This window comes from Prevotella lacticifex, assembly GCF_019973375.1.
In the GTDB taxonomy this organism is placed as follows: Bacteria; Bacteroidota; Bacteroidia; order Bacteroidales; family Bacteroidaceae; genus Prevotella; species Prevotella lacticifex.
Map to the genome: position 1 here is coordinate 1,229,900 of NZ_BPTV01000001.1, position 23,424 is coordinate 1,253,323.

Annotated in this window: 16 protein-coding genes and 2 pseudogenes; 11 read left to right on the top strand and 7 right to left on the bottom strand. The window is 51.1% G+C overall.

All coding sequences use genetic code 11. The features are described from left to right. Positions 1-84: 84 nt before the first annotated feature. Positions 85-1,677 carry a peptide chain release factor 3 gene (locus tag LDN30_RS04565; protein ID WP_223925708.1) on the top strand — a complete coding sequence of 531 codons (1,593 nt, stop codon included), beginning with the start codon at positions 85-87 and terminating at the stop codon, positions 1,675-1,677. Positions 1,678-2,203: 526 nt separating this feature from the next. Continuing rightward, positions 2,204-3,316 carry an alanine dehydrogenase gene (gene ald / locus LDN30_RS04570; protein ID WP_223928813.1) on the top strand — a complete coding sequence of 371 codons (1,113 nt, stop codon included), beginning with the start codon at positions 2,204-2,206 and terminating at the stop codon, positions 3,314-3,316. A gap of 284 nt (positions 3,317-3,600) precedes the next feature. Here the strand turns inward: ald and rplT are convergent, their stop codons facing one another. The 6 genes from rplT to LDN30_RS04600 form a co-directional block, all read right to left on the bottom strand. Then, entirely contained in the window at positions 3,601-3,945 is a 345-nt protein-coding gene (rplT, locus tag LDN30_RS04575) for a 50S ribosomal protein L20 (RefSeq protein ID WP_223925710.1), read from the bottom strand. A 39-nt stretch (positions 3,946-3,984) separates the two neighbouring features. Continuing rightward, a complete protein-coding gene (gene rpmI / locus LDN30_RS04580) occupies positions 3,985-4,182 on the bottom strand; it encodes a 50S ribosomal protein L35 (protein ID WP_223928814.1) in 198 nt (65 codons plus the stop codon). 241 nt (positions 4,183-4,423) lie between these two features. After that, on the bottom strand, positions 4,424-5,110 hold the full coding sequence (gene infC / locus LDN30_RS04585) for a translation initiation factor IF-3 (protein ID WP_223928815.1): 687 nt from the start codon (positions 5,108-5,110) through the stop codon (positions 4,424-4,426). Positions 5,111-5,369: 259 nt separating this feature from the next. Then, positions 5,370-7,322 (bottom strand): threonine--tRNA ligase, encoded by a 1,953-nt coding sequence (thrS, locus tag LDN30_RS04590; protein WP_223928816.1) that lies wholly within the window; start codon positions 7,320-7,322, stop codon positions 5,370-5,372. 256 nt (positions 7,323-7,578) lie between these two features. Next, on the bottom strand, positions 7,579-8,661 hold the full coding sequence (locus LDN30_RS04595) for an iron chelate uptake ABC transporter family permease subunit (RefSeq protein ID WP_223928817.1): 1,083 nt from the start codon (positions 8,659-8,661) through the stop codon (positions 7,579-7,581). A gap of 60 nt (positions 8,662-8,721) precedes the next feature. Next, positions 8,722-9,861 (bottom strand): ABC transporter substrate-binding protein, encoded by a 1,140-nt coding sequence (locus LDN30_RS04600; RefSeq protein WP_223928818.1) that lies wholly within the window; start codon positions 9,859-9,861, stop codon positions 8,722-8,724. A gap of 136 nt (positions 9,862-9,997) precedes the next feature. On the opposite strand from LDN30_RS04600, the pseudogene LDN30_RS04605 reads away from it, so the two are divergent. Together LDN30_RS04605 and LDN30_RS04610 are read left to right on the top strand one after the other, a co-directional pair. Further along, positions 9,998-10,246, top strand: a pseudogene (locus tag LDN30_RS04605) (dihydroorotate dehydrogenase); the annotation flags it as partial. 522 nt (positions 10,247-10,768) lie between these two features. Beyond that, positions 10,769-11,953: pseudogene (locus tag LDN30_RS04610) on the top strand (SLC13 family permease); the annotation flags it as partial. A 517-nt stretch (positions 11,954-12,470) separates the two neighbouring features. On the opposite strand, the gene LDN30_RS04615 reads toward LDN30_RS04610, so the two are convergent. Continuing rightward, positions 12,471-14,093 (bottom strand): NAD(P)/FAD-dependent oxidoreductase, encoded by a 1,623-nt coding sequence (locus tag LDN30_RS04615; protein ID WP_223928819.1) that lies wholly within the window; start codon positions 14,091-14,093, stop codon positions 12,471-12,473. 150 nt (positions 14,094-14,243) lie between these two features. On the opposite strand from LDN30_RS04615, the gene thrA reads away from it, so the two are divergent. The 7 genes from thrA (at position 14,244) to gcvPA (ending at position 23,388) form a co-directional block, all read left to right on the top strand. After that, on the top strand, positions 14,244-16,679 hold the full coding sequence (gene thrA, locus LDN30_RS04620) for a bifunctional aspartate kinase/homoserine dehydrogenase I (protein WP_223928820.1): 2,436 nt from the start codon (positions 14,244-14,246) through the stop codon (positions 16,677-16,679). 11 nt (positions 16,680-16,690) lie between these two features. Then, complete coding sequence (locus tag LDN30_RS04625) at positions 16,691-17,938, top strand: cofactor-independent phosphoglycerate mutase (RefSeq protein ID WP_223928821.1); 1,248 nt, start codon at positions 16,691-16,693, stop codon at positions 17,936-17,938. A 132-nt stretch (positions 17,939-18,070) separates the two neighbouring features. Then, a complete protein-coding gene (thrC, locus tag LDN30_RS04630) occupies positions 18,071-19,405 on the top strand; it encodes a threonine synthase (RefSeq protein WP_223928822.1) in 1,335 nt (444 codons plus the stop codon). Between the two features lie 216 nt (positions 19,406-19,621). Next, entirely contained in the window at positions 19,622-20,365 is a 744-nt protein-coding gene (locus LDN30_RS04635; protein ID WP_223928823.1) for a lipoate--protein ligase family protein, read from the top strand. Between the two features lie 53 nt (positions 20,366-20,418). Next, entirely contained in the window at positions 20,419-21,504 is a 1,086-nt protein-coding gene (gene gcvT / locus LDN30_RS04640) for a glycine cleavage system aminomethyltransferase GcvT (protein ID WP_223925721.1), read from the top strand. A 169-nt stretch (positions 21,505-21,673) separates the two neighbouring features. Beyond that, the gene (gene gcvH / locus LDN30_RS04645) at positions 21,674-22,060 is read left to right on the top strand and encodes a glycine cleavage system protein GcvH (protein WP_223925722.1); all 387 of its coding nucleotides are present in this window, start codon (positions 21,674-21,676) and stop codon (positions 22,058-22,060) included. A gap of 23 nt (positions 22,061-22,083) precedes the next feature. Beyond that, a complete protein-coding gene (gcvPA, locus tag LDN30_RS04650) occupies positions 22,084-23,388 on the top strand; it encodes an aminomethyl-transferring glycine dehydrogenase subunit GcvPA (protein ID WP_223926925.1) in 1,305 nt (434 codons plus the stop codon). Positions 23,389-23,424: the final 36 nt, after the last annotated feature.

The window sequence follows — 23,424 nt, forward strand, 5'->3', positions numbered from 1 at the left end:
TATACATTATTATATAAGGAAAAGAATCCCCATCCAACATGGCAGTCCGGCCCTCGAGTGGTCGGACTTGACAGAAAGAGGACTATGAACGAGAAAGAAATTTCAAGACGGCGCACCTTTGCCATCATCTCTCACCCTGACGCAGGTAAGACTACCCTCACGGAGAAGTTCCTGCTCTTCGGCGGACAGATTCAGGTGGCGGGAGCCGTGAAGAACAATAAGATTAGAAAGACAGCGACGTCCGACTGGATGGACATCGAGAAACAGCGTGGTATCTCGGTTTCGACATCGGTCATGGAGTTCGACTATCTGCCCGACGGTCAGAGTGGTGAGCCGTATAAGGTAAATATCCTCGATACTCCTGGTCACCAGGACTTTGCGGAGGATACCTATAGAACGCTGACAGCCGTCGACTCGGCGATTATCGTCGTCGACTCGGCAAAGGGTGTTGAGGCCCAGACACGGAAACTCATGGAGGTGTGCCGCATGCGGAATACACCGGTGATAATATTCATCAACAAGATGGACCGTGAGGGACGTGACCCCTTCGACCTCCTCGATGAACTTGAGAAGGAACTGAAAATCCACGTGCGGCCGCTGTCGTGGCCTATAAACCAGGGTTTCCACTTCAAGGGCGTGTACAATATCTATGAGCATCAGCTCAACCTCTTCACCCCTGATAAGCAGAGGGTTACGGAGAAAGTTGAGGTGGATGTCGACTCGTCCGACCTCGACAAGCATATCGGTGAGGACGATGCGCAGAAGCTCCGCGACGACCTTGAGCTCGTCGATGGCGTCTATCCGGAGTTCAATGTCGACGAATACCGCAGTGCTGAGGTCGCTCCGGTGTTCTTCGGTTCGGCATTGAATAACTTCGGCGTGCAGGAACTGCTCAACTGTTTCGTTGAGATCGCACCCAGTCCACGACCTACGAAGGCTGAGGAACGTGAGGTGGTGCCCACAGAACCGAAATTCACGGGATTCATCTTCAAGATTACAGCCAATATCGACCCGAACCACCGGTCCTGTATAGCATTCTGTAAGGTCTGCTCGGGAAAGTTCGTCCGCAATACTCCTTACCTGCATGTGAGACTCGGGAAAACGGTACGGTTCTCGTCGCCGACGCAGTTTATGGCTCAACGTAAGAGTACTGTCGATGAGGCTTATCCCGGTGACATCGTCGGACTGCCCGATAATGGCATCTTCAAGATTGGTGATACGCTTACGGAGGGCGAGGACCTGCACTTCCGCGGTCTGCCTTCGTTCTCGCCGGAGTTGTTCAAGTATATCGAAAATGATGACCCGATGAAGTCGAAGCAGTTCCAGAAGGGCCTCGAACAGCTTATGAATGAGGGTGTTGCGCAGCTCTTCGTCAACCAGTTCAACAACCGCAAGATAGTAGGAACAGTCGGGCAGCTGCAGTTTGAGGTCATCCAGTATCGCCTTGAGCACGAGTATAACGCTAAATGCCGCTGGGAACCCGTACATCTTTATAAGGCTTGCTGGATTGAGGCTGACGATGCCGCCGAACTCGATGACTTCAAGAAGCGTAAGTATCAGTATATGGCAAAGGATACTGAGGGGCGTGATGTTTTCCTCGCCGATTCGGGATATATGCTGCAAATGGCTCAACAGGATTTTGAGCATATCAAGTTCCACTTCACATCAGAGTTCTGATGAAGGTCGAATGGAGCCTCGCGCGAGATAAAATGTGTTAATGTGAATGACGTAATCCCGTCATTCTAAGCAAGTAAAATCCGGCACCTGACCGCTGACAACCATTGGGAACAGCGATTATCTCAATGGTTGAATGCAGTGGTCGGGTGTCGGATTTTAGTCCGTATTTCGGGTTAAAATGGATAGTTTTCGTACGGAATCAGCCGTAAGTCAGTTTTCTACCCACCTTTCTATCCCCCTTTCTACCCTGCTGAAATTTGGATTCGGGAAAAATATTTTGTACCTTTGCACCCGAAATAACAATCGACTTAAACATGGATCTTTAGAGCGTTGGCGTTATAAACGTACACAGCGCGGAAAGAAAGTCATTTGCAGGACGTGACTCTTGTGGTCGTATGTTGCCTATGGATTTACCCTGTGCGGACTTTTTTCAGTTGCGCCGTAAAAAAGAATCAATTTTTTTTGTTTTGTTCCAAGATTTCCGTAACTTTGAGGCGAATAACTAAATCCTTAAAGACTTGAAGCTATGAAAATAGGAATTCCAAAAGAAATCAAGAACAATGAGAACCGCGTTGGAATGACTCCGGCAGGAGTTCACGAACTGGTTAGCCACGGTCACACCGTCTATGTTCAGCATACGGCAGGCGAGGGCAGTGGTTTCGCTGATGAGCTCTATGTCAAGGCCGGTGCCGAAATCCTGCCTGCAATCGAGGATGTTTATGCCAAGAGCGACATGATAGTGAAGGTTAAGGAGCCCATTGAGCCCGAATATGCGCTCATACGCGAGGGACAAGTGGTGTTCACCTACTTTCATTTTGCCTGCGATCGCCCGCTGACGGATGCCATGTTGAAGAGTGGTGCTATATGCATTGCCTACGAAACGGTGCAGAAAGCTGACCGCAGTCTACCGCTACTCGCTCCAATGAGTGAGGTTGCCGGACGCATGGCGGCTCAGAATGGAGCTTATTATCTGCAGAAAACCAAGGGCGGTAAGGGTAAACTTATGGCCGGTGTACCGGGAGTGAAGCCTGCAAAGGTGCTCGTGCTTGGTGGAGGTACCGTCGGTGAGGCAGCCGCTCGCATAGCTGCCGGCATGGGTGCTGATGTCACGATTACTGATATTTCCATCCCGCGTCTGCGTCAGTTGGCTATCGAGCTCCCTGCCAATGTGCACACGCTGTATTCGTCGGTGCACAGCATCAAGAACGAACTGTCTACGGTTGATGTCGTTATAGGCTCCGTGCTCGTTCCCGGCGACAAGACCCCAAAGTTGATAACGAAGGATATGTTAAGCCTCATGGAACCCGGAACGGTACTCGTCGACGTTGCTATCGACCAGGGAGGATGCTTCGAGACATCGCATCCTACAACCCATTCCGACCCGGTTTATACCATCGATGGTATCGTACACTATGCCGTTGCCAATATTCCGGGAGCCGTGCCTAATACGTCTACGACTGCCCTGACTAATGCAACGCTGTCTTATGCTGTCGCGTTGGCCGATAAGGGATGGAAAAAGGCTGTGACCGATGACCCGGCTCTGGCCAAGGGCGTGAACATGGTAGGAGGCAAAGTAACCTTCGAGGCCGTGGCAAGGGTGTGGAACCTGCCTTACACTCCGTTGAAAGAAGTTCTATAAAAGATATGCTCCTGCAGACGGTCGGCATCGGACTGCGATGCTGATGGTCTGCTGCTGAGCCTCTGATGGGTGGACTTTATTATCCATTGTGACAATTCAAGAGGATAAGATGACTTTATAGAGATATAAGGTTGTCTCTTTGGGCAGATAAGATTGCAGCTGACTGGCCACAAGAAGTTCATTTTAGTGGGTTAGACAAAAGAAAATCCCCTGCCGAAATTGCTTCTGGCAGGGGATTTATGACTAACGGAAGAGAGGAGAATCATTTCCTCTATCCAATGTTTTTACTTTACCTTCTCGACGATAGCCTTGAAAGCATCTGCATTGTTGACTGCGAGGTCAGCAAGAACCTTGCGGTTAATCTCGATGCCATTCTTGTGGAGAGCACCCATGAGCTGGCTGTAGCTCATATCGTAGAGGCGTGCTGCTGCGTTGATACGCTGAATCCAAAGAGCGCGGAAGTTGCGCTTCTTGTTGCGGCGGTCACGGTATGCATAGGTGAGACCCTTCTCGTAGGTGTTCTTTGCTACTGTCCAGACGTTCTTGCGGGCACCATAGTAACCCTTCGTCTTCTTCAGAATTCTTGTTCTCTTTGCTTTTGAAGCAACATGATTTACTGATCTTGGCATAGTTTTTTCCTTCTTTTAATTGTTCTACTGATAAGTGAATTAGCGCAGATTCAGCAAGTCGCGCACCTGCTTCAGGTTGCAACGATCAACGATTGTCTGATGATCGAGATTTCTCTTCTGCTTCTTTGTCTTCTTAGTCAGAATGTGACTGTGGTAAGCGTGATGACGCTTGATCTTACCAGTACCGGTGAATGTGAATCTCTTCTTTGCACCGGAGTTTGTCTTCAACTTTGGCATTTTTACTTTGTTTTAAAATTTTATTATAATAAAAGGTGGCAACGTATATACCAGGACGGTACCACACAGTTTCTTTTTTCTTCAGCAGCGGAGCGTTTGGGGTCGTTATATGAGCGTTATTGGCTCTTGCTCTGAGCGTTAATTGCTCGTTATCTGAGTGTTATTTGCTCTTTGGCTGATTGCTGCGGACTCTTCGTCAGAGCTTTATAGACTCGTAAGTGCAGCTTTACAGCCCCTTGAGTTATTCCTGACTCAGCTTCTTCAGAGCGTCGGCACCGCCTTTAGCGTTGGCAAAGAGACCGGATTTCTCGGCCTGCTCTTCTTTTGCTTTCTTCTCGGCTTCCTTAGCTTCAGCCTCCTGAATCTCACGGTCGCGCTTCTGCTGGCTCTTTTTCTGCACCCCGGCTTTCTTTGGAGCGAGGTAGAGGAACATCTTCTTTCCTTCGAGCTTAGGCATCTGCTCAACCTTTCCGAGCTCCTCGAGGTCGTTGGCAAAACGAAGAAGGAGAACCTCTCCTTGCTCCTTGAACAGGATGCTACGGCCGCGGAAGAATACGTAAGCGCGCACCTTGTTACCCTCTTTGAGGAATTCCTCGGCATGCTTGAGCTTGAACTGATAGTCGTGCTCGTCGGTCTGCGGTCCGAACCGAATCTCCTTGACCTCCTGCTTGACCTGCTTCTGCTTCATCTCCTTCTGGCGACGCTTCTGCTGATAAAGGAACTTTGAATAGTCGATGAGACGGCAAACAGGTGGCTGGGCATTAGGTGAAATCTCCACAAGGTCCACTTCCTCGCGGCGTGCCATATCCAGTGCTTTGCGCGTTGGCATGACTTCTGAGCCATTATCGCTTACCACACGTACCTCTTTGGCACGGATGTGCTCGTTAACGCGGTACTTGTACTTTAAATCGTCTTTATTACCTCTCATTCAATTAATTTAAGTTCAATTTTGGTCAAGGCTCTTCAGCCTCTTTTTTAGAATCGGGTGCAAAGTTACTAATTTTCAAGTAATTGAACAAATTTTTTCCTTTCTATTTTTGGGCCATTGTTAATTAAATTTTGATGGAGAGCCTTATTGAATACAAATTCAGGCAATACTCCCCTCCGATGTCATGATTTGGGGGAAAAATATTGCCTGAACGTTATATATATTGCTGACTTTCAGTCAGACGGCTATGGCTGGTCGATTACTCATCGACGACCTTCAGCTGCTCCTCTACCTTGTCGTTGACTTTCTTGCAGAAGTCGGCCATTGACATGGTGCTCTGCTCGCCGCCGCCCTGCTCACGCATGCTGACGAGGCCTTCGGCAGCTTCTTTCTCACCGACGATGACCATGTATGGCACGCGCTTCAGCTCATTGTCGCGAATCTTACGGCCAATCTTCTCGTTGCGGTCGTCGATATAGCTGCGGACGTCGTTCTTATCGAAGAACTTTTTAACCTGCTCTGCGTAGTTGTTGTACTTCTCCGAGATAGGCAGGATAGCCACCTGGTCGGGAGTGAGCCACAATGGGAAGTGACCGGCAGTGTGCTCGATGAGCACTGCTGTGAAGCGTTCGAGAGAGCCGAACGGTGCACGGTGAATCATCACCGGAGTCTTCTTCGAGTTGTCCTCAGCAGTATATTCGAGGTGGAAGCGCTCTGGCAGATTGTAGTCGACCTGGATAGTACCGAGCTGCCAGCGGCGTCCGATAGCGTCCTTGACCATGAAGTCGAGCTTAGGACCGTAGAAAGCAGCCTCGCCCTCAACCTCGTGAGTCTTCAGACCCTTCTCGCGGCAGGCCTCACGGATGGCGTTCTCGCTCTCATCCCAGATCTCGTCAGAACCGATATACTTCTCGGTGTCCTTAGGATCGCGGAGAGATATCTGTGCCTCGTAGTTGCTGAAACCGAATATCTTGAAGACTTTCTGAATAATATCGATAACATTCTCGAATTCAGCCTTCACCTGGTCTGGGCGTACGAAGATATGAGCATCGTCCTGAGTGAATGTGCGCACACGTGTAAGTCCGTGAAGCTCACCGCTCTTCTCGTAGCGGAACACTGTTCCGAACTCAGAGATACGCAGTGGGAGATCCTTGTATGACCGTGGCTTGCGGGCATAAACCTCGCAGTGGTGAGGGCAGTTCATCGGTTTGAGCATATACTCCTCGTCCTCCTCCGGCGTGTGGATGGGCTGGAAAGAGTCCTTACCGTAGTGAGCGTAGTGACCAGAGGTGACATACAGGTTCTTCGATCCGATACCCGGTGTGATAACCTCCTGATAGTTATAAGGTTTCAGAACACGGCGGAGAAGTTCCTGAAGGCGCAGGCGAAGCTGAGTGCCTTTCGGCAGCCAGATAGGCAGACCCTTACCCACACGCTCGGAGAACATGAAGAGTTCCATTTCCTTTCCGATCTTTCTGTGGTCGCGCTTCTTGGCCTCCTCGAGCATGACAAGATACTCGTCGAGCATCTTCTTCTTCGGGAACGTGATTCCGTAGATACGTGTCATCTGCTCACGCTTGGCATCGCCACGCCAGAAAGCACCTGCGACACTTGTTATCTTGATGGCCTTGATGTCACCTGTCGACAACAGGTGAGGACCGGCGCAGAGGTCGGTGAAGTTGCCCTGAGTGTATGTAGTGATCGTTCCGTCTTTCAAATCCTGTGAGATGTGCTCCACTTTGTAGCCCTGTCCCATGGCCTCGAACTCCTTGATAGCGTCGGCTTTAGATACCTCGCGGCGTACGACGGGCTCGTTTTTCTTGGCAAGTTCCTTCATCTTTGCCTCAATCTTCGGGAAGTCATTCTCGCTGATTACGGTACCCTTTGGCGGCATAACGTCATAGAAGAATCCGTTTTCCACAGCCGGTCCGAAGCCGAACTGGATGCCAGGGTAAAGTTCCTGAAGAGCTTCAGCCAACAGATGGGCCGATGTGTGCCAGAAGGTATGCTTTCCTTCCTCATCCTCAAACTTGTAAAGTTCAATGGAAGAGTCTTCATTTATTGGGCGGTTAAGCTCTACAGTCTCACCATTGACACCGCAACATACAACGTTGCGAGCGAGAGCCGGCGAGATGCTCTCGGCGATTTGTAACCCGGTTACGCCCTGCTCGTATTCACGAACTGAGCCATCCGGAAATGTGATTTTTACCATAACAACTTAGTACTTTATTTAAATCGGGGGCAAAGGTAGTGCAAATGAGTGGAAAGACAAAAGAAAATCATTTGTTTTTTGGGACTTTCTCATTTTTCTTCCGTGGATTGTCGGCTATAGCGTGAAATGCGAATGATAATCCCATTCTGATCTCCTTAGAAAATCGACGGCTCGCCTCAGCTGATTAAGTGTGTTCCAAGTGAATTTTACTACAACCGGATTGTCATTCGGCGGGCTCTGTTTTATGTTTTTCCTTTTACCGTCTGTGACCCAAGAGAACATATATTATCACCGGTGCTCCTACGAGAGGTGTCACCGCATTGATGGGTATCAACCCTCCATTGGCCGGCAGATGGCACAGAATATTGCACAGAAGGGCTATTATCGCCCCACAGAATATCGTTGCGGGCAGCAGTCGCCGGTGGTTGTCGGAGCCTAAAATGAGCCGTGCTATGTGTGGCGTGGCCAGTCCGATGAACGATATCGGTCCGCAAAAGGCCGTTGTCATGGCCGTCAGCAGTCCGGTTATGAGCAGCAGGCAATTGCGTGTCAGCCTCGTATTTATGCCCATGCTCTCGGCATATTCCTCGCCAAGCAACAGTGCATTGAGGGGTTTTATGAGCAGAATTGACAAAAACAGTCCCACCACGACGACCACAGCGAATGCCGGCATGGCATCGTTCGTGACACCGCCAAAATCGCCCATGCCCCAGACGGTGTAGCTCTTTACGCCCTCCTCGGTAGAGAAAAAATTAAGAAGTTCTATCGCCGACGATGCCACATAGCCCACCATAATACCAATTATAAGCAGTATGGTGTTGCTCCTCACTATTGTTGAGAACAGAAAAATGAGTCCCGTGACAGCCATCGCCCCTATGAATGCGGCTAAAAGGATGGCAATGAAGCCCGAGAAAGAGTAAGTCCATGCCGACAGACTGCCCCCCATAGCCAACATGACTATGGCCACCCCGAGTGCGGCACCGCTGTTTATGCCGAACACATCGGGTCCGGCGAGTGGATTGCGGAACACCGTTTGGAGCATAAGACCGGTCACAGCTAATGCCGCCCCACACAGCGCGGCTGTCAAAGCCTGTGGCAACCGCCCTTCTACGATGATATACCGCCATGTGCTGTTGCCGCTGTCACCATCCGGCCCGAGGACGATTTCAATAATATTTCGCAGCGGAATATCGACTGAACCGACGTAGATATTGAGCGCAAAAAGGACAACCGACAGCAGACCGAGCAGAATCCACAGCACGACGGCAATGCCCCGAGGTCGCACTTCGCCCGGCGCTGCCTCCACCTTATTATTATATAATGTTGTTTTCCGTCCCATCTTTTAATTCTGTTCGAGGGCTATTCCTTAGTAGAAATCTCCTTTTCCCTTTGTCGATGACTATATTTTCCGGTAGTATCTCAGCTTGCCTTTGTTCAAGTCGGGATGCAACAACTGTATGAGGTCACCGAGCAGCCAGTCAGGCCGCCAGCTAACCTCCTCAAAATAAGGTACTTTATCGACAGGACAACCATAGATATTCCCCGTCTTGAAAGGCTTCAGAACCGCATAGCCGGAATATTCGGCCATCAGATTCTTGCGGTCCATAGTGCCGTTGTAGCTCATAATCCATATATCGGCGTTGCCCATCTTGCTCAGCACCGTCTCGAAAGACAGTGGCAGACTCCCCGTATGGTTGTCGCTGCTGAGCGCATAACGGCCTCCGGCATCCTTGTAGAGCAGTCCAACACTGCTCTGTCCGCCAGGCACATACCACACCGAGCCCGTCTTGCGGTCGGGGAGCAGCGACAGCGACCGTTTGGCGTGGGAAGCCTCTTCCTTCAGTTTTAGATAGTTCTCCTCGACAACATGGAACAGGCTGTCGGCCTCACTCTCCCGTCCGAAGAGCATCCCGTAGAACTTCATCCATTCGGCCCGCCCCAGGGCACCGTCCTCCATGTAGTCGGCACACTCGATGATGGGGATGTTAATGTTCTCTAACTTGCCGTAGCCGCCGCTGTTCTCGAATGGCGACAGGAACACCGCGTCGGCCCGTAAACCGATAATCTTCTCCACATCCGGACGCATCGAATTGCCCACATCAACGATGCCGTCGTCCTTCAGGCTGCCGCTGCCGTGGCTGAGCCGCCGCTGAATGTCAGGGATATGCATATACTCGGCATCGGCGACGGCGGCTATGGCTCCTCCTGAATGCAGCATCTCAATGAGATTGGCGTGGGCAGCCGTGAAGACCGCGGCCCGCCGCAGCGGAATATAGACCGTTGTGCCCTTTGGCAGTCGGCCCGCCGTGCGTGCCGAATCGGTGTGGCTGACAAGAATATAGGTATGCAGCGTCCGTCCTGATTTCCACGGATCGGCCAACGTCACGACGGTATAATGGTCGTGGTGCTCCATCCTTATGTGCTTGGCATAACGGAATGTAGAGTCGGAATCGCCGGCCGGAGAATTGCCTCCTGCGTTGCGGCATGCCGACAGGAATAATACCGTTATGGCTAATAAAAGATATGAAATTCTGTCCATATATCGAAAATTTGAGTGCAAAGTTACAAAAAACTGTTGTTTCCTTTGCCCGTTATCATTAATTTTGTTACTTTTGAAGCCGAAAGCAGTATGGCGCAACGCCTTATACTATTAATAATTTAACTAAAAACTTGATATGGAAGAGAACCAAACTAAATTGAGCGATAGATTCTCGCTGAAGAAGTTTATCGAGTTTGCGGTTATCATCGTGATAACTGCCATCATTTGGAATCTGCCCCAGGATTCATTCGGTATTGCTGGCCTCACGGTCATTCAGCAACGAGTCATCGCTATCTTTGTCTTTGCCACGCTCTCGTGGCTCACGGAGGCCATTCCCTCATGGGCTACCTCGATAGCCATCATCACCATTATGTGTCTGACTATCAGCAACAACAGCCTCTCGATGTTTAAGGGCGGTGGTGCTGCCATCTCGGCCAACGGCACGGAACTGGAGTTCACCAAGGGCTTGAAGTTTACGTCGGGAATCATTGGCGAGAACAAGATAATCATCGACGAGAAGGGCCAGCAGCTAACTCTCCGTGGTAACGACGTGGCCTTCCGTATTGATTCGCTCCATAAGGGAGAGGTGATAGCTACCACCTATGTGCCTGATAATGAGGACAAAGCCTTCCTTACGCTCACTAACGCCAACGTCAAGGAGGGTTCGCGTTCCGACTCCCTTGCCGTTATCAACGCTGTCGTCACTAAGGATGCCGAGGTGACGTTCCTCAACAAGGGCGGTCTTATCAATCTGAAGAAGATACAGATTAAGGACGGCGACAAGGTCGTGCGCCAGTGGGACTTCACGAAGGTTTCCGACCGCGACCTCAACAGTTTGCAAAAGGATGCCGCAATATGGAGTGCGGCCAGCGACAAGAGCGGTGTCTACACCAACAGAGCCACCCTCAAGGGTGCCGATTTCGGTGCAGAGCTGAAGTCATCGGATATTATGGCCACTTTCGCCAATCCAATCATCATCCTCTTCCTCGGCGGATTCATCCTCGCCATTGCCGCTACGAAGTCGGGACTCGATGTCCTCTTGGCCAAGAACCTCATAAAACCATTCGGTAAGAAGAGCGAAAACGTCCTTCTCGGTTTCCTGCTTATCACCGGAGCCTTCTCGATGTTCGTCAGCAATACGGCCACTGCCGCAATGATGCTGACCTTCCTCACCCCTGTCTTTGCAGCCCTTCCGGCCAGCGGAAAAGGCCGTGTGGCCCTCACCCTGAGCATTCCGGTGGCCGCCAATATCGGTGGTATGGCCACACCTATAGGCACTCCGCCTAACGCCATCGCTCTCCAGGCCCTTAACGGTCCTGAGCTCCACATGGGAATAGGTTTCGGACAGTGGATGTCGTTCATGTTCCCGCTCGTCATCGTCCTCCTCCTGATAAGCTGGTTCCTGCTGAAGAAGTTCTATCCTTTCTCGCAGAAGACCATCGAACTGACCATTGAGGGCGACGTGCATCGTGGCTGGCGCATGTGGGTGGTGTGCATAACCTTTGCCGTCACGATCATCATGTGGCTCCTCGACAAGGTCACCGGTGTCGACGCCAATACCGTTGCCCTTATCCCTATTGCCATCTTCGCTGTCACAGGAGTAATCACTGCCAAGGACCTTCAGCAGATAAACTGGAGCGTCATCTGGATGGTTGCCGGCGGATTCGCCCTCGGTCTGGGCATGAACGGCTCCGGCCTTGCCAATGCCGCCATTGCCAGCATACCGTTTGGCAGTTGGAGTCCGATAGTGATCATGATTGTATCGGGACTGATATGCTACTTCCTCAGCAACTTCATATCGAACACCGCCACAGCAGCACTGCTGGTTCCAATCCTCGCCGTCGTCTGCAATGGTATGGGAGCCAGCCTCGACCCTGTCGGCGGAACGTCGACAATCCTCCTCGGTATCGCCCTCTCGGCATCGGCAGCCATGTGTCTTCCTATCTCGACACCGCCTAATGCCATCGCTTACTCGACCGGTCTCGTCGACCAGAAAAGTATGCTGAAGATGGGAATAATCGTTGGAATGATTACCATGGTATTAGGATATGTAGTCCTTTACATGGTTGGAAAGATGCACATCTTAGGATAAACAAATAAAAAAATGTGGGCCATGCGGTCCACATTTTTTTATTTCCGTTCCTGCTGTGGGGCTATTTCGCAATCGGACGAAGACGAGGATGTACTGCGTCGGGAATCGTCCATCGCAATTATTGCGAGCTCACGAGGATGATGTTTGACTGGGAATAGTTGTAAGAATATTTCACACTACGACGAAAAATAAACCGCATCTGTAACTATCTAATAATCAATCAGATGGAGATACATGCCATTTCGCGTTCTAAAACGGTCCATTTCAGCGTCTAAAACGGACCGTTTCAGCGTGCGAAACGGGCCGTTTCGGAACGCCAAACGGTACATATTGCATTGCTGTTAATATTTTTCGCAATCAGCATACAATCTGGAGGAAACGGGTAAGTGATTTCCGCGGCAATCATATATGAATCGTCCATGTTGCGGGATACGTCTGCCTAACACGCTGATTTCCAATGGTGTGATTCGTCGTAACCCGTATTTTGGGTCCACACAAATTTTCTCACTAATCGTCGTTACAAGCTCTCCAAGTACTCGGCGCACATCTCAGCGCATCGTTCGCCGTCGATTCCTGCCGACACGATGCCTCCTGCGTATCCGGCACCCTCACCGCAAGGGAAGAGCCCCCGGACGCGGACGTGCATCAGGTTGTCGCTGTTGCGCAGCACTCTTACCGGTGAGCTCGTGCGCGTCTCACTGGCTATGAGCACAGCCTCGTTGGTGAGGAACCCGTGGTGGTGCTTGCCGAAGACCTTGAAAGCCTCCTGTAGCCGTTTCGATATGAACTGCGGCATCCAGAAGTGGAGCGGACTCGATATCAGTCCCGGGGCATAGCTCGACTTCGGGAGGTCGTAACTGAGCCGGTTGTTGACGAAGTCGGTCATGCGCTGGGCCGGAGCCGTCTGCCGGCGGTTGCCCTGTATCCATGTCATACGCTCGAGAGCCTCCTGGAATCGCATCACGGCCAGGTCGCTGTTCGCAGTCTCGGCAGTTGCCGTCGTATCGTTTACGCCGTCGACCTTGCACTCGCCCTCACCGCTGACGTCCTCGGGACGAATCTCGACAACCATTCCTGAGTTGCTCCATTTCGTCCCGCGGTTGGCAGGACTCATTCCGTTGGTCACAATCTGCTCGGGTCCCGTGGCCGCCGGAATGACGAATCCTCCCGGACACATGCAGAAAGAGTAGACACCACGGCCGTCGACCTGCGTCACCATCGAGTATTCGGCCGTCGGCAGATACTTCCCTTTGCCGTTGCGGTTGTGGTATTGTATCTGGTCGATGAGGGCGGCGGGATGCTCCAGCCGTACGCCAACGGCAATGCCCTTGGGCTTTATCTCCACCTTGGCATTGGCAAGATAGCGGTAGACATCGCGCGCCGAGTGGCCCGTGGCTAAGATTACCGGTCCCTTGATTGTCAGCTGCTCGCCTGTGGAGCGGACGGCCTCGACGCCCTCGACGGTGTCACCTTTTATTAATAGTGATGTCATTTTAGTCTCGAAGTGTACCTCACCGCCACATTTTATCACCGTGTCGCGCATGTTCTCGATAACCCGTGGCAGTTTGTCGGTGCCGATGTGCGGATGAGCCTCGTAGAGAATGGAGGTCTGGGCCCCATGCTGACAGAACACATTGAGAATCTTGTTGACGTTGCCCCGCTTCTTGCTCCGCGTGTAGAGCTTGCCGTCGGAGAACGCACCGGCACCGCCCTCACCGAAACAGTAGTTCGACTCAGGGTCGACCTTCTGGTTCTTTGTTATCAGCGCCATGTCGCGCTTGCGGTCGTGGACGTTCTTACCTCTTTCTATTATCACCGGCCGCAGTCCGAGCTCTATAAGCTTCAGGGCGGCAAAGAGGCCGGCAGGACCCTCGCCGACGACCACTACCTGCGGGCGTCCTTCCACATTCTGATATTCCGTGTGCTCGTACTGCTCGTCCTGTGGATATTCGTTGACGTAGGCGCGCACCTTGAGGTTGACGTATATCGTGCGCTGACGGGCATCGATACTCTTCTTCAGCACACGCACGGCATTAATCGTCCGTATGTCGAGACCTTCCTCCTTGGCGAGGTATGCCTTTATGGCCTCCTCGCAGTATGCATTTTCGGGCAGAACCCTTAGTTGATATTCGTTGGTCATAACCTGTCATTAGTATTTCTCTGCAAAATTAATCAATTTTCTTGTGAAATAGTTGGCTGTTGTTATAAATCTTCGTACTTTTGCTCTCAAGTTTAGCATTTCCCTCCTTGTAAGAGGGGTGCCGAATAGTAACATTTATATAAGAACATAATGAAAGTATTGAAATTCGGCGGAACATCCGTTGGTTCCGTAAAGTCCATTCTCAGCTTGAAGAGCATTGTCGAGCGGGAAGCCAAACATCAGGAGATTGTAGTCGTCGTCAGCGCCCTTGGCGGCATCACCGACAAGCTGCTTGCCACATCGCGGTTGGCAGAGAGCGGCGACGAGAGATGGAAAGACCAGTTCAAGGAAATGGTCGACCGCCATCACCAGATGATTGACACCATCATCACCGACACTGCCGACCGTGAGGCCCTTTTCGCCAAGGTCGACGCCCTCTTCGAGCAGCTCCAGTCGCTTTACCGTGGCGTTTTTCTCGTCCATGACCTCAGCCATAAGACTCAGGATGCCATTGTATCCTATGGCGAGCGCCTCAGTTCGAATATCGTTGCTACACTCATCCGTGGCGCGAAGTGGTTCGATTCGCGTGATTTTATCAAGACTCACGACATCCACGGACGCCGCAGTCTCGACTCCGACCTCACCATGCGGCTCGTGCGTAGTGCCTTTGCCGAGATGCCGCGCATCAGTGTTATGGGCGGATTTATTGCCCGCGACAGTGCCACCGACGAGATTACGAACCTCGGTCGTGGCGGCAGCGACTACACAGCGTCAATCATTGCCGCGGCCCTTAATGCCGAAGTATTGGAGATTTGGACTGATGTCGACGGATTCATGACCGCCGATCCGCATGTCATCTCGACGGCATACACCATCAACGAGCTCAGCTATACCGAGGCTATGGAGCTCTGCAATTTCGGTGCAAAGGTCATCTATCCTCCAACCATCTATCCCGTCTGCGTAAGGAATATCCCTATTAAGGTGAAGAACACCTTCAATCCCAACGGGCGCGGAACCATTATCAAGCAGAAAATTGACGACGACCGCAAGCCCATCAAGGGCATATCGTCGATCAGCGGCACAACGCTCATCACTGTTACCGGTCTGTCGATGGTCGGTGTCGTGGGTGTCAACCGCCGCATCTTCACCTCGCTCGCCGATAATGGCATCAGCGTCTTCCTCGTCTCGCAGGCCTCATCGGAGAATTCTACCTCCATCGGTGTCCGCGATGCCGATGCCAAGGCTGCCGTCGCCGTGCTCAACGAGGAATTCAAAGCCGAGATTGAAGATGGCCGGATGTTCCCCATGCATGCCGAGAGCGGACTGGCCACCATCGCTATCGTGGGCGAGAATATGAAGCATGCGGCCGGAATAGCCGGAAAACTCTTCGGAACCCTGGGCCGCAGCGGTATCAGTGTCATTGCCTGTGCGCAGGGTGCCAGTGAGACAAATATATCGTTTGTCGTCGACGGGAAGTCGTTGCGGAAAGCCCTCAACGTTCTCCACGACTCGTTCTTCCTCTCTGAGTATAAGGTTCTTAACCTCTTCGTATGCGGTGTGGGAACGGTTGGCGGGAAACTCCTCGACCAGATTCGCAGCCAGTATGCCGACCTCGCGCAACGCTCACATCTCAAGCTGAAAGTCGTAGGCATTGCCTCGTCGCACAACGCCATCTTCAACCGCGACGGCATCGACCTCTCGAAATACCGCGAGGAACTGAAAAACAGTGAGCCCAGCGACCCGTCGAAGCTACGCGACAGCGTCATCGGCATGAACATCTTCAACAGTGTGTTTGTCGACTGTACGGCATCGAAGGACATCGCAGCCCTGTATCAGGTTTTCCTCGAGCATAATATTTCGGTCGTGGCGGCCAATAAGATTGCAGCTTCCAGCGACTATGAGAGCTATCTGAGGCTGAAACGCACTGCCATAGCCCGAGGCGTGAAATTCCTTTTCGAGACAAATGTCGGAGCCGGACTGCCAATCATCGGAACAATCAACGACCTTCGCAACTCCGGTGACAAGATTCTGCATATCGAGGCCGTCCTTTCGGGAACGCTGAACTTCATCTTCAACGAAATCAGCGCCGACGTGCCGTTCTCCGAGACCGTGCGCAGGGCAAAGAAGGAAGGTTATTCCGAGCCCGACCCACGTATCGACCTCAGCGGTGTCGACGTCATCCGCAAACTCGTCATCCTCACCCGTGAGGCCGGATATCGTGTGGAACAGGCTGATGTAGAGAAACATCTCTTCGTGCCGGATGAATATTTCGAGGGCTCCGTCGACGACTTCTGGAAGAAACTTCCCGACCTCGATGCCGACTTTGAGCGGCGCCGGCAGGAAATAGCCCGGGAGAATAAGAAATGGCGTTTCGTCGCTACAATGGACGCAGGAAGAACGAGTGTAGCCTTGAAAACGGTCGGCCCGAGCCATCCTTTCTATAATCTTGAGGGCTCCAATAATATCGTCATGCTCACCACCGAGCGCTATAAGGAATATCCGATGCTCATCCAAGGCTACGGAGCCGGTGCGTCGGTGACGGCCGCAGGAGTTTTTGCTAACATCATGAGTATTGCTAATATTTGATTTCTAAGATTATGAAACACATTATTATATTAGGTGACGGCATGGCTGACCATGCCATTGAACGCCTCGGAGGAAAGACTCCGTTGCAGTTTGCCGACGTTCCATATATGGATATGCTTGCGCGGCGCGGACGGACAGGACGTCTCGTAACGGTCCCTGACGGCTTTGCGCCGGGTTCGGAGGTTGCCAATACGGCCATCCTCGGCTACGACCTCAATAAGGTCTATGAGGGCCGCGGTCCTCTCGAGGCCGCCTCGATAGGCTATGAGATGCGTCCCGACGACCTTGCCATACGCTGCAATATCATCACTATCGCCGACGGAAAGATTAAAAATCACCACGGCGGCCATCTGTCGACGGCAGAGGGAACTGAGCTTATCGAGTTTCTCGATGAGCAACTCGGCAACGACCGTGTGCATTTCATACCCGGAATACAGTACCGCCACCTGCTTATCATCAAGGGTGGAAACAAACATATCGTCTGCGTAGGGCCTCACGACCATCCCAATGAGCCGTGGGAACCGCTGCTCGTGAAGCCGGAAACCGGTTATGATGAGTCGAAGGACTCACATAAAGCCGAGCTCACTGCCGAGCAGACAGCCGATCTGCTGAATGACCTCATACGGAAAAGTCAGGAACTTTTGGCTACACATCCGTTCAATGTGCGCCGTGTGAAGGAGGGCCAGGACCCTGCCAACTCCATCTGGCCGTGGAGTGGGGGCTACCGTCCGTCGATGCAGACTCTCAAGGAGTTGTATCCCGATGTGCACTCCGGTAGTGTCATTTCGGCTGTCGACCTCATCCGGGGTATCGGCCACTATGCCGGTCTCGACGTGATAAAGGTGCCACGGGCCACGGGTCTTGCCAACACAAACTATGAGGGAAAGGTACAGGCGGCGCTGACGCAGCTGTATAATCAGGATTTTGTGTTTCTGCATTTTGAGGCTACCGATGAGGCCGGACATGACGGCGACCTCGACTTGAAGATTCGGGCTATCGAATATCTCGACCATCGGGTGGTGGAACCTATATATAATGAGGTGAAAACATGGGACGAACCGGTGGCCATAGCCGTTCTCCCCGATCATCCAACGCCCGTGGAGATACGTACTCACGTCAAGGAACCGGTGCCGTTCTTGTTCTGGTACCCCGGTATAGAGCCCGACTCTGTTACTCTTTATGACGAGGAGAGTTGTGTATCAGGTAGTTATGGTATGCTCCGACTCAACGAGTTCATGGATAAGTTTATGTCGCTCTGACAGTATCATTCGTTGTCGACAGCCGTAAAGGCGGCTGTCGGCAGTAGTCATTAACATCAAAAAATAACATTCCGTACGGCGATGGCGGGGGTAATGCTTTCCGCTTTCGTGGCTCGGTGGAAATAATATAATATGCTATACTATTCGACTAATAAACGGGCACCGATGGCAACGTTAGAGAAAGCCGTAGTGAAAGGTCTCGCTGAGGACCGCGGTCTTTACATGCCCGAGAAGATAAACAAGTTGCCGCAGGCGTTTTTTGACCATATCGACGGTCTGTCGTTTCGCGAGATAGCACGCAACGTTGCCGATGCTTTCTTCGGCGACGATGTGGAGGGCGAGGCTCTGCGGAAGATTGTCTACGACACGTTGGCCTTCGATGTTCCCGTACATAAGATTGACGAGAATATCTATTCGCTTGAGCTGTTCCATGGTCCGACCTTGGCTTTCAAGGATGTAGGTGCCCGTTTCATGGCCCGGCTGTTGCAGTATTTCGTTGTTCCGGCTTCAGCTGAGGACGGAAAGGCGGCTCCCATCAATGTGCTTGTAGCCACATCGGGCGATACGGGGTCGGCAGTGGCCAACGGATTCCTTGGTGTCGACGGCATCAATGTCTACGTTCTCTATCCTAAGGGAAAGGTGTCGAAGATTCAGGAGAGCCAGTTCACAACCCTCGGAAAGAATATTACAGCTATTGAGGTCGACGGCGTTTTCGATGATTGTCAAGCACTTGTGAAGAATGCTTTCATGGATGAGGAACTCAATGCCCACATGCGGCTGACATCGGCGAACAGTATCAATGTGGCCAGATTTCTCCCTCAGGCCTTCTATTACTTCAATGCTTACGCCCGACTCAAGCAGTGTGGGGTATTGAAAATCGCTGATGGAAAGTCGAATATGGTTATGTGTACGCCGTCGGGAAACTTCGGAAATATTACGGCCGGACTCTTCGGTATGCGCATGGGACTGCCAATAAAGCGTTTCATCGCAGCAAATAATGCCAACGATATATTCTATAAGTATCTCCAGACGGGCAAATATGAGCCTAAGCCCTCGAAGCAGACACTCGCAAACGCTATGGATGTGGGTGATCCATCGAATTTCGCGCGCATCCTTGACCTTTACAACGGATCTTGGGAGGACATAAAGGCGGATATCTCCGGTGCCACATATACTGATGATGATATCCGTGATACGATGAGGGAATGCTATAACCGAACCGGCTATGTGCTTGATCCTCATGGTGCTTGCGGCTATCGCGCTCTGCGCGGGCAGCTCCAGCCGGGTGAGGTGGGAGTATTCTGCGAGACGGCGCACCCCGCTAAATTCAAGGAGAAGGTTGACGCTATAATCGGCGCCGACATCGAAATACCGGAACGCTTGGCGGCTTTCATGCGCGGAACAAAGCAGTCGATTCCAATGAGTAAGGACTTTGCTGAGTTCAAGAGTTTCTTAATGTCAAGATAAGTAATACATTTGTATAGCAGAAAGGTATTCTTTGCATATAGCAGAGAATACCTTTTCTCAATTTAAAAAGTAGCTCTATAGCAGTGGTTGATAGCCAATAAATTGAAGGTAAAGGAAAAAAGGAACAAAAGTAATTGGCAAAAAATTTTGAATCTAAATAATTATTCCTTATCTTTGCAATTACTAAGACTATCTTGCTTATTTGACATTTTTCTTATGATATATATAGACCTTAATGAAAATAGAGTCCGGCGACTTAGTTTCTATCTCGCTATGGAGGAATGGGTTGCCCGCCACATGGACGAACCTGAGTGCTTCTTCATGTGGCAGGTGGAGCCGAGCGTCATCTTCGGCCGTAACCAGGACATCTATTCTGAGGTGAACCTCGACTATTGCCGGCAACACGGAATACAGTTCTACCGACGGAAGAGTGGTGGGGGATGTGTATATGCCGATATGTCGAACGTTATGCTTGCTTACATCACTACTGCTGATGAGGCTCAGACAACGTTCGAGCATTATATGAAAATGATAGTCGGCGTGATAAAAAAGATGGGCATTGGGGCCTCCTGGACCGAGCATAACGATATTATGATTGGCGACAGAAAAGTCAGCGGAAATGCCTTCTATCATCTAACCACGACCTTAGGCGGCAGAACCGTCGGCCGGAGTATCGTCCACGGCACCTTCCTCTACGATACGAATATGGAGAATATGGTTGCCTCGATAACCCCCTCCGATGAAAAGCTTATAAAGCATGGGGTGCAAAGCGTAAGGCAACGGATATGCCTCTTCAAGGACTTCACCACGATGACCTTTCCTGAAGTGCGCGCTTTCTTCCGTAATAATCTCACTGACAAGGCGGTGACGCTTACGCCAGAGCAGATAAATGAGATTGAGGAATTGGAGAAAGAATACCTAAAACCTGAATGGATCTTTGGCAAAAACCCAAACCACTGAACCGATTTGACTTGTATTTAACCGAAAACCAAAATACTTAATTTTCATAGAATATGAATAAACGAACTTGCTTATATGACAAGCATGTCGCTCTCGGAGCTCTGATTCAGCCTTTTGGCGGTTTCGACATGCCTATCCAGTACACAAATATTATTGATGAGCACAAGGCAGTGCGCGAGCACGTCGGTGTATTCGATGTCAGCCACATGGGTGAGATAATCATCAGCGGACATGATGCTCCAAGGTTTGTAAACCATATTTTCACCAATGACGTGACGAAAATGAAGCCTGGAGACGTCATGTATGGCATGATGTGCTATGAGGATGGAGGCACCGTCGACGATACATGTGTCGACATGCTTGAGCCGAACCGCTATTTCATGACCGTCAATGCGGCCAATGTCGACAAGGACAGTGAATGGGTACACAAACAGGCCGAGAAGTTCGATGTTGTCGTTTGCTACAAGAGTGACTGGTGGAATCAGCTTGCAATTCAAGGCCCTGAGGCTGAGAAAACGGTTACGGAGGTGCTCCATCTGCCAGTTTCCGACTTGAAATTCTACCAGTGCAAAGAAGTATTGCGTTTCGACGACAGCGTCATTGTGTCCCGTACCGGTTACACTGGGGAGGACGGTTTCGAGGTGTATGGTGATAAGGAGTACATCCGCGATGCCTGGGACCGCCTGATGAGAGCTGGGGTGAAGCCTTGTGGCCTCGGCTGCCGCGATACCCTCCGGTTCGAAGTGGGATTGCCTCTCTATGGCGATGAGCTGTCGAAGGATATATCTCCAATAATGGCCGGACTGGGCCATTTCGTCGATTTCGACAAACCGGAGTTCATTGGCCGTGAAGCTCTGCTGAAACAGAAAACGGAGGGTGTGGCAAAACGGCTGCGGGGAATTCAGCTCGACGACCATGCTGTGCCCCGGCACGGCTATAAAGTCCTCCGCGACGGTAAGGAGGTTGGTGAGGTAACGACCGGATACCGGCTTATTTCGGCCGACAAGAGTTGCGCTGTGGCTCTCGTCGACAGCTCGCTGAAGCTCGGTGACCGTGTAGAAATACAGATTCGGAAAAAGACTTTCCCAGGAACGATAGTCAAAAAGCGTTTCGTGGACACACATTACAAGAAAGACTGATAATCGATTAAGACAGACGGATAATCAGTATAAGAAAGACTGACAATTGGTAACTGTCTCAGTTAAAGGAAGATATAAGTTAACAACAGAATATAAAACAACAGTCCGGGCCATTCCCCAGTAAGCTTTTGGCGCGTCTGAATAATGGCCGGACAAAAAATAATGTATTATGGCTAAAGTTATTGAGGGCCTCTACTATACAGAGAGCCATGAGTATGTGAAAGTCGATGGTAATGTAGGAACTATCGGAATAACCGATTACGCTCAGAACGCACTCGGTAATGTGGTTTATGTTGATATGCCGGATGTCGATGATGAGGTTGAAGCCGGTGAGGAGTTTGGTGCTGTCGAGAGCGTCAAAGCTGCCAGTGACCTCAACAGTCCGGTCAGCGGCAAGGTCGTAGAGGTGAATGAAGCCCTGGAAGATAAGCCAGAGCTCGTCAATCAGGATGCCTTCGCCAACTGGATCATCAAGGTTGAATTGTCGGATCCTTCGCAGCTCGACGACCTCATGGATGCCAAGGCTTACGAGGAGTTCTGCAACAACCAACAGTAAATAACCATTCATTCCTTTTCAACATTATGTACAAATATTTTCCTCATACCCCTGAGGACATTGCCGGCATGTTGGCAAAGGTTGGAGCCGAATCCCTTGAAGACCTCTATGCTGAACTGCCCCGCGAAGTCCTGTACAAGGGCGATTACGACTTGCCGTCGGCGATGAGCGAGGTGGAAGTGCGCCGTTTCTTCGGTCGTCTCGGACGGAAGAACCGGCAACTTGTGTGCTTCGCAGGAGCCGGTATCTACGACCATTATGCTCCTTCGGCTATTCCTCAGCTCATAGAACGGTCGGAATTCCTCACTTCCTACACCCCCTATCAGGCCGAAATATCGCAAGGGACGTTGCACTATATATTTGAGTATCAGTCGATGATGGCTGAGTTGACGGGTATGGACATCTCCAATGCATCGATGTACGATGGTGCCACGGCAACCGCCGAGGCCATGCTGTTGGCTTTCAACAATTCGCGGAAGGCCGATACAGTGCTCTACAGTTCATCACTGGACCCCAAGACGGTCGATGTTATGCGCACTTATGCCCATTTCCATGGAGTCAGACTCGAAGAGTTCAACTCCATGACAACATCGGCTGAGGACCTCAAGGTGAGAGTGGACAAAGGCGATATTGCCGGAGTTATAGTGCAACAGCCTGATTACTATGGTATTATCGAGGATTTTACCGGTTATGCTGATGCGTGCCATTCTAAGAAAGCATTGTTTGTTGTCAACAGTATTGCCGCTGATTTGGCATTGCTGAAGACCCCTGGAGAGTGGGGCGCCGACCTCGCTGTTGGCGATGTCCAGAGTCTTGGAGTACCGATGTCGTTTGGTGGACCTACGGCAGGATATATGTGCTCGACCGAGAAACTGATGAGAAAACTCCCCGGCCGCATTGTCGGAAAGACTCATGATGGCAATGGACAACGTGTCTTTGTGCTCACCCTTCAAGCCCGCGAACAGCATATCCGGCGTCAGAAGGCTACGTCGAATATCTGTTCCAATGAGTCGCTAATGGCTTTGTACGTAACGATTTACATGTCGCTTATGGGCAAGGAGGGTCTTAAGGAAGCCGCAACGATATCTTACGACGGTGCCCATTACCTTTGTGATAAGTTTATAGCCACCGGAAAAGCTCGGCTTGTGTACGACAAACCGTTCTTTAACGAGTTCCTTGTCGATATAGACGGAAGGGACGAATTCTACGACCGTGCCGTCGAGAAAGGCTTTGTGCCCGGAGTGAAAGTGGGGCGGAGTGGTCTGCTCATTGCCGTTACGGAGCAACGGACCAAGGATGAGGCCGACGAACTGGCGGCTTTACTCTAATTTTTTATCGTAAGTATAAGGTAATTATTCAAGAGA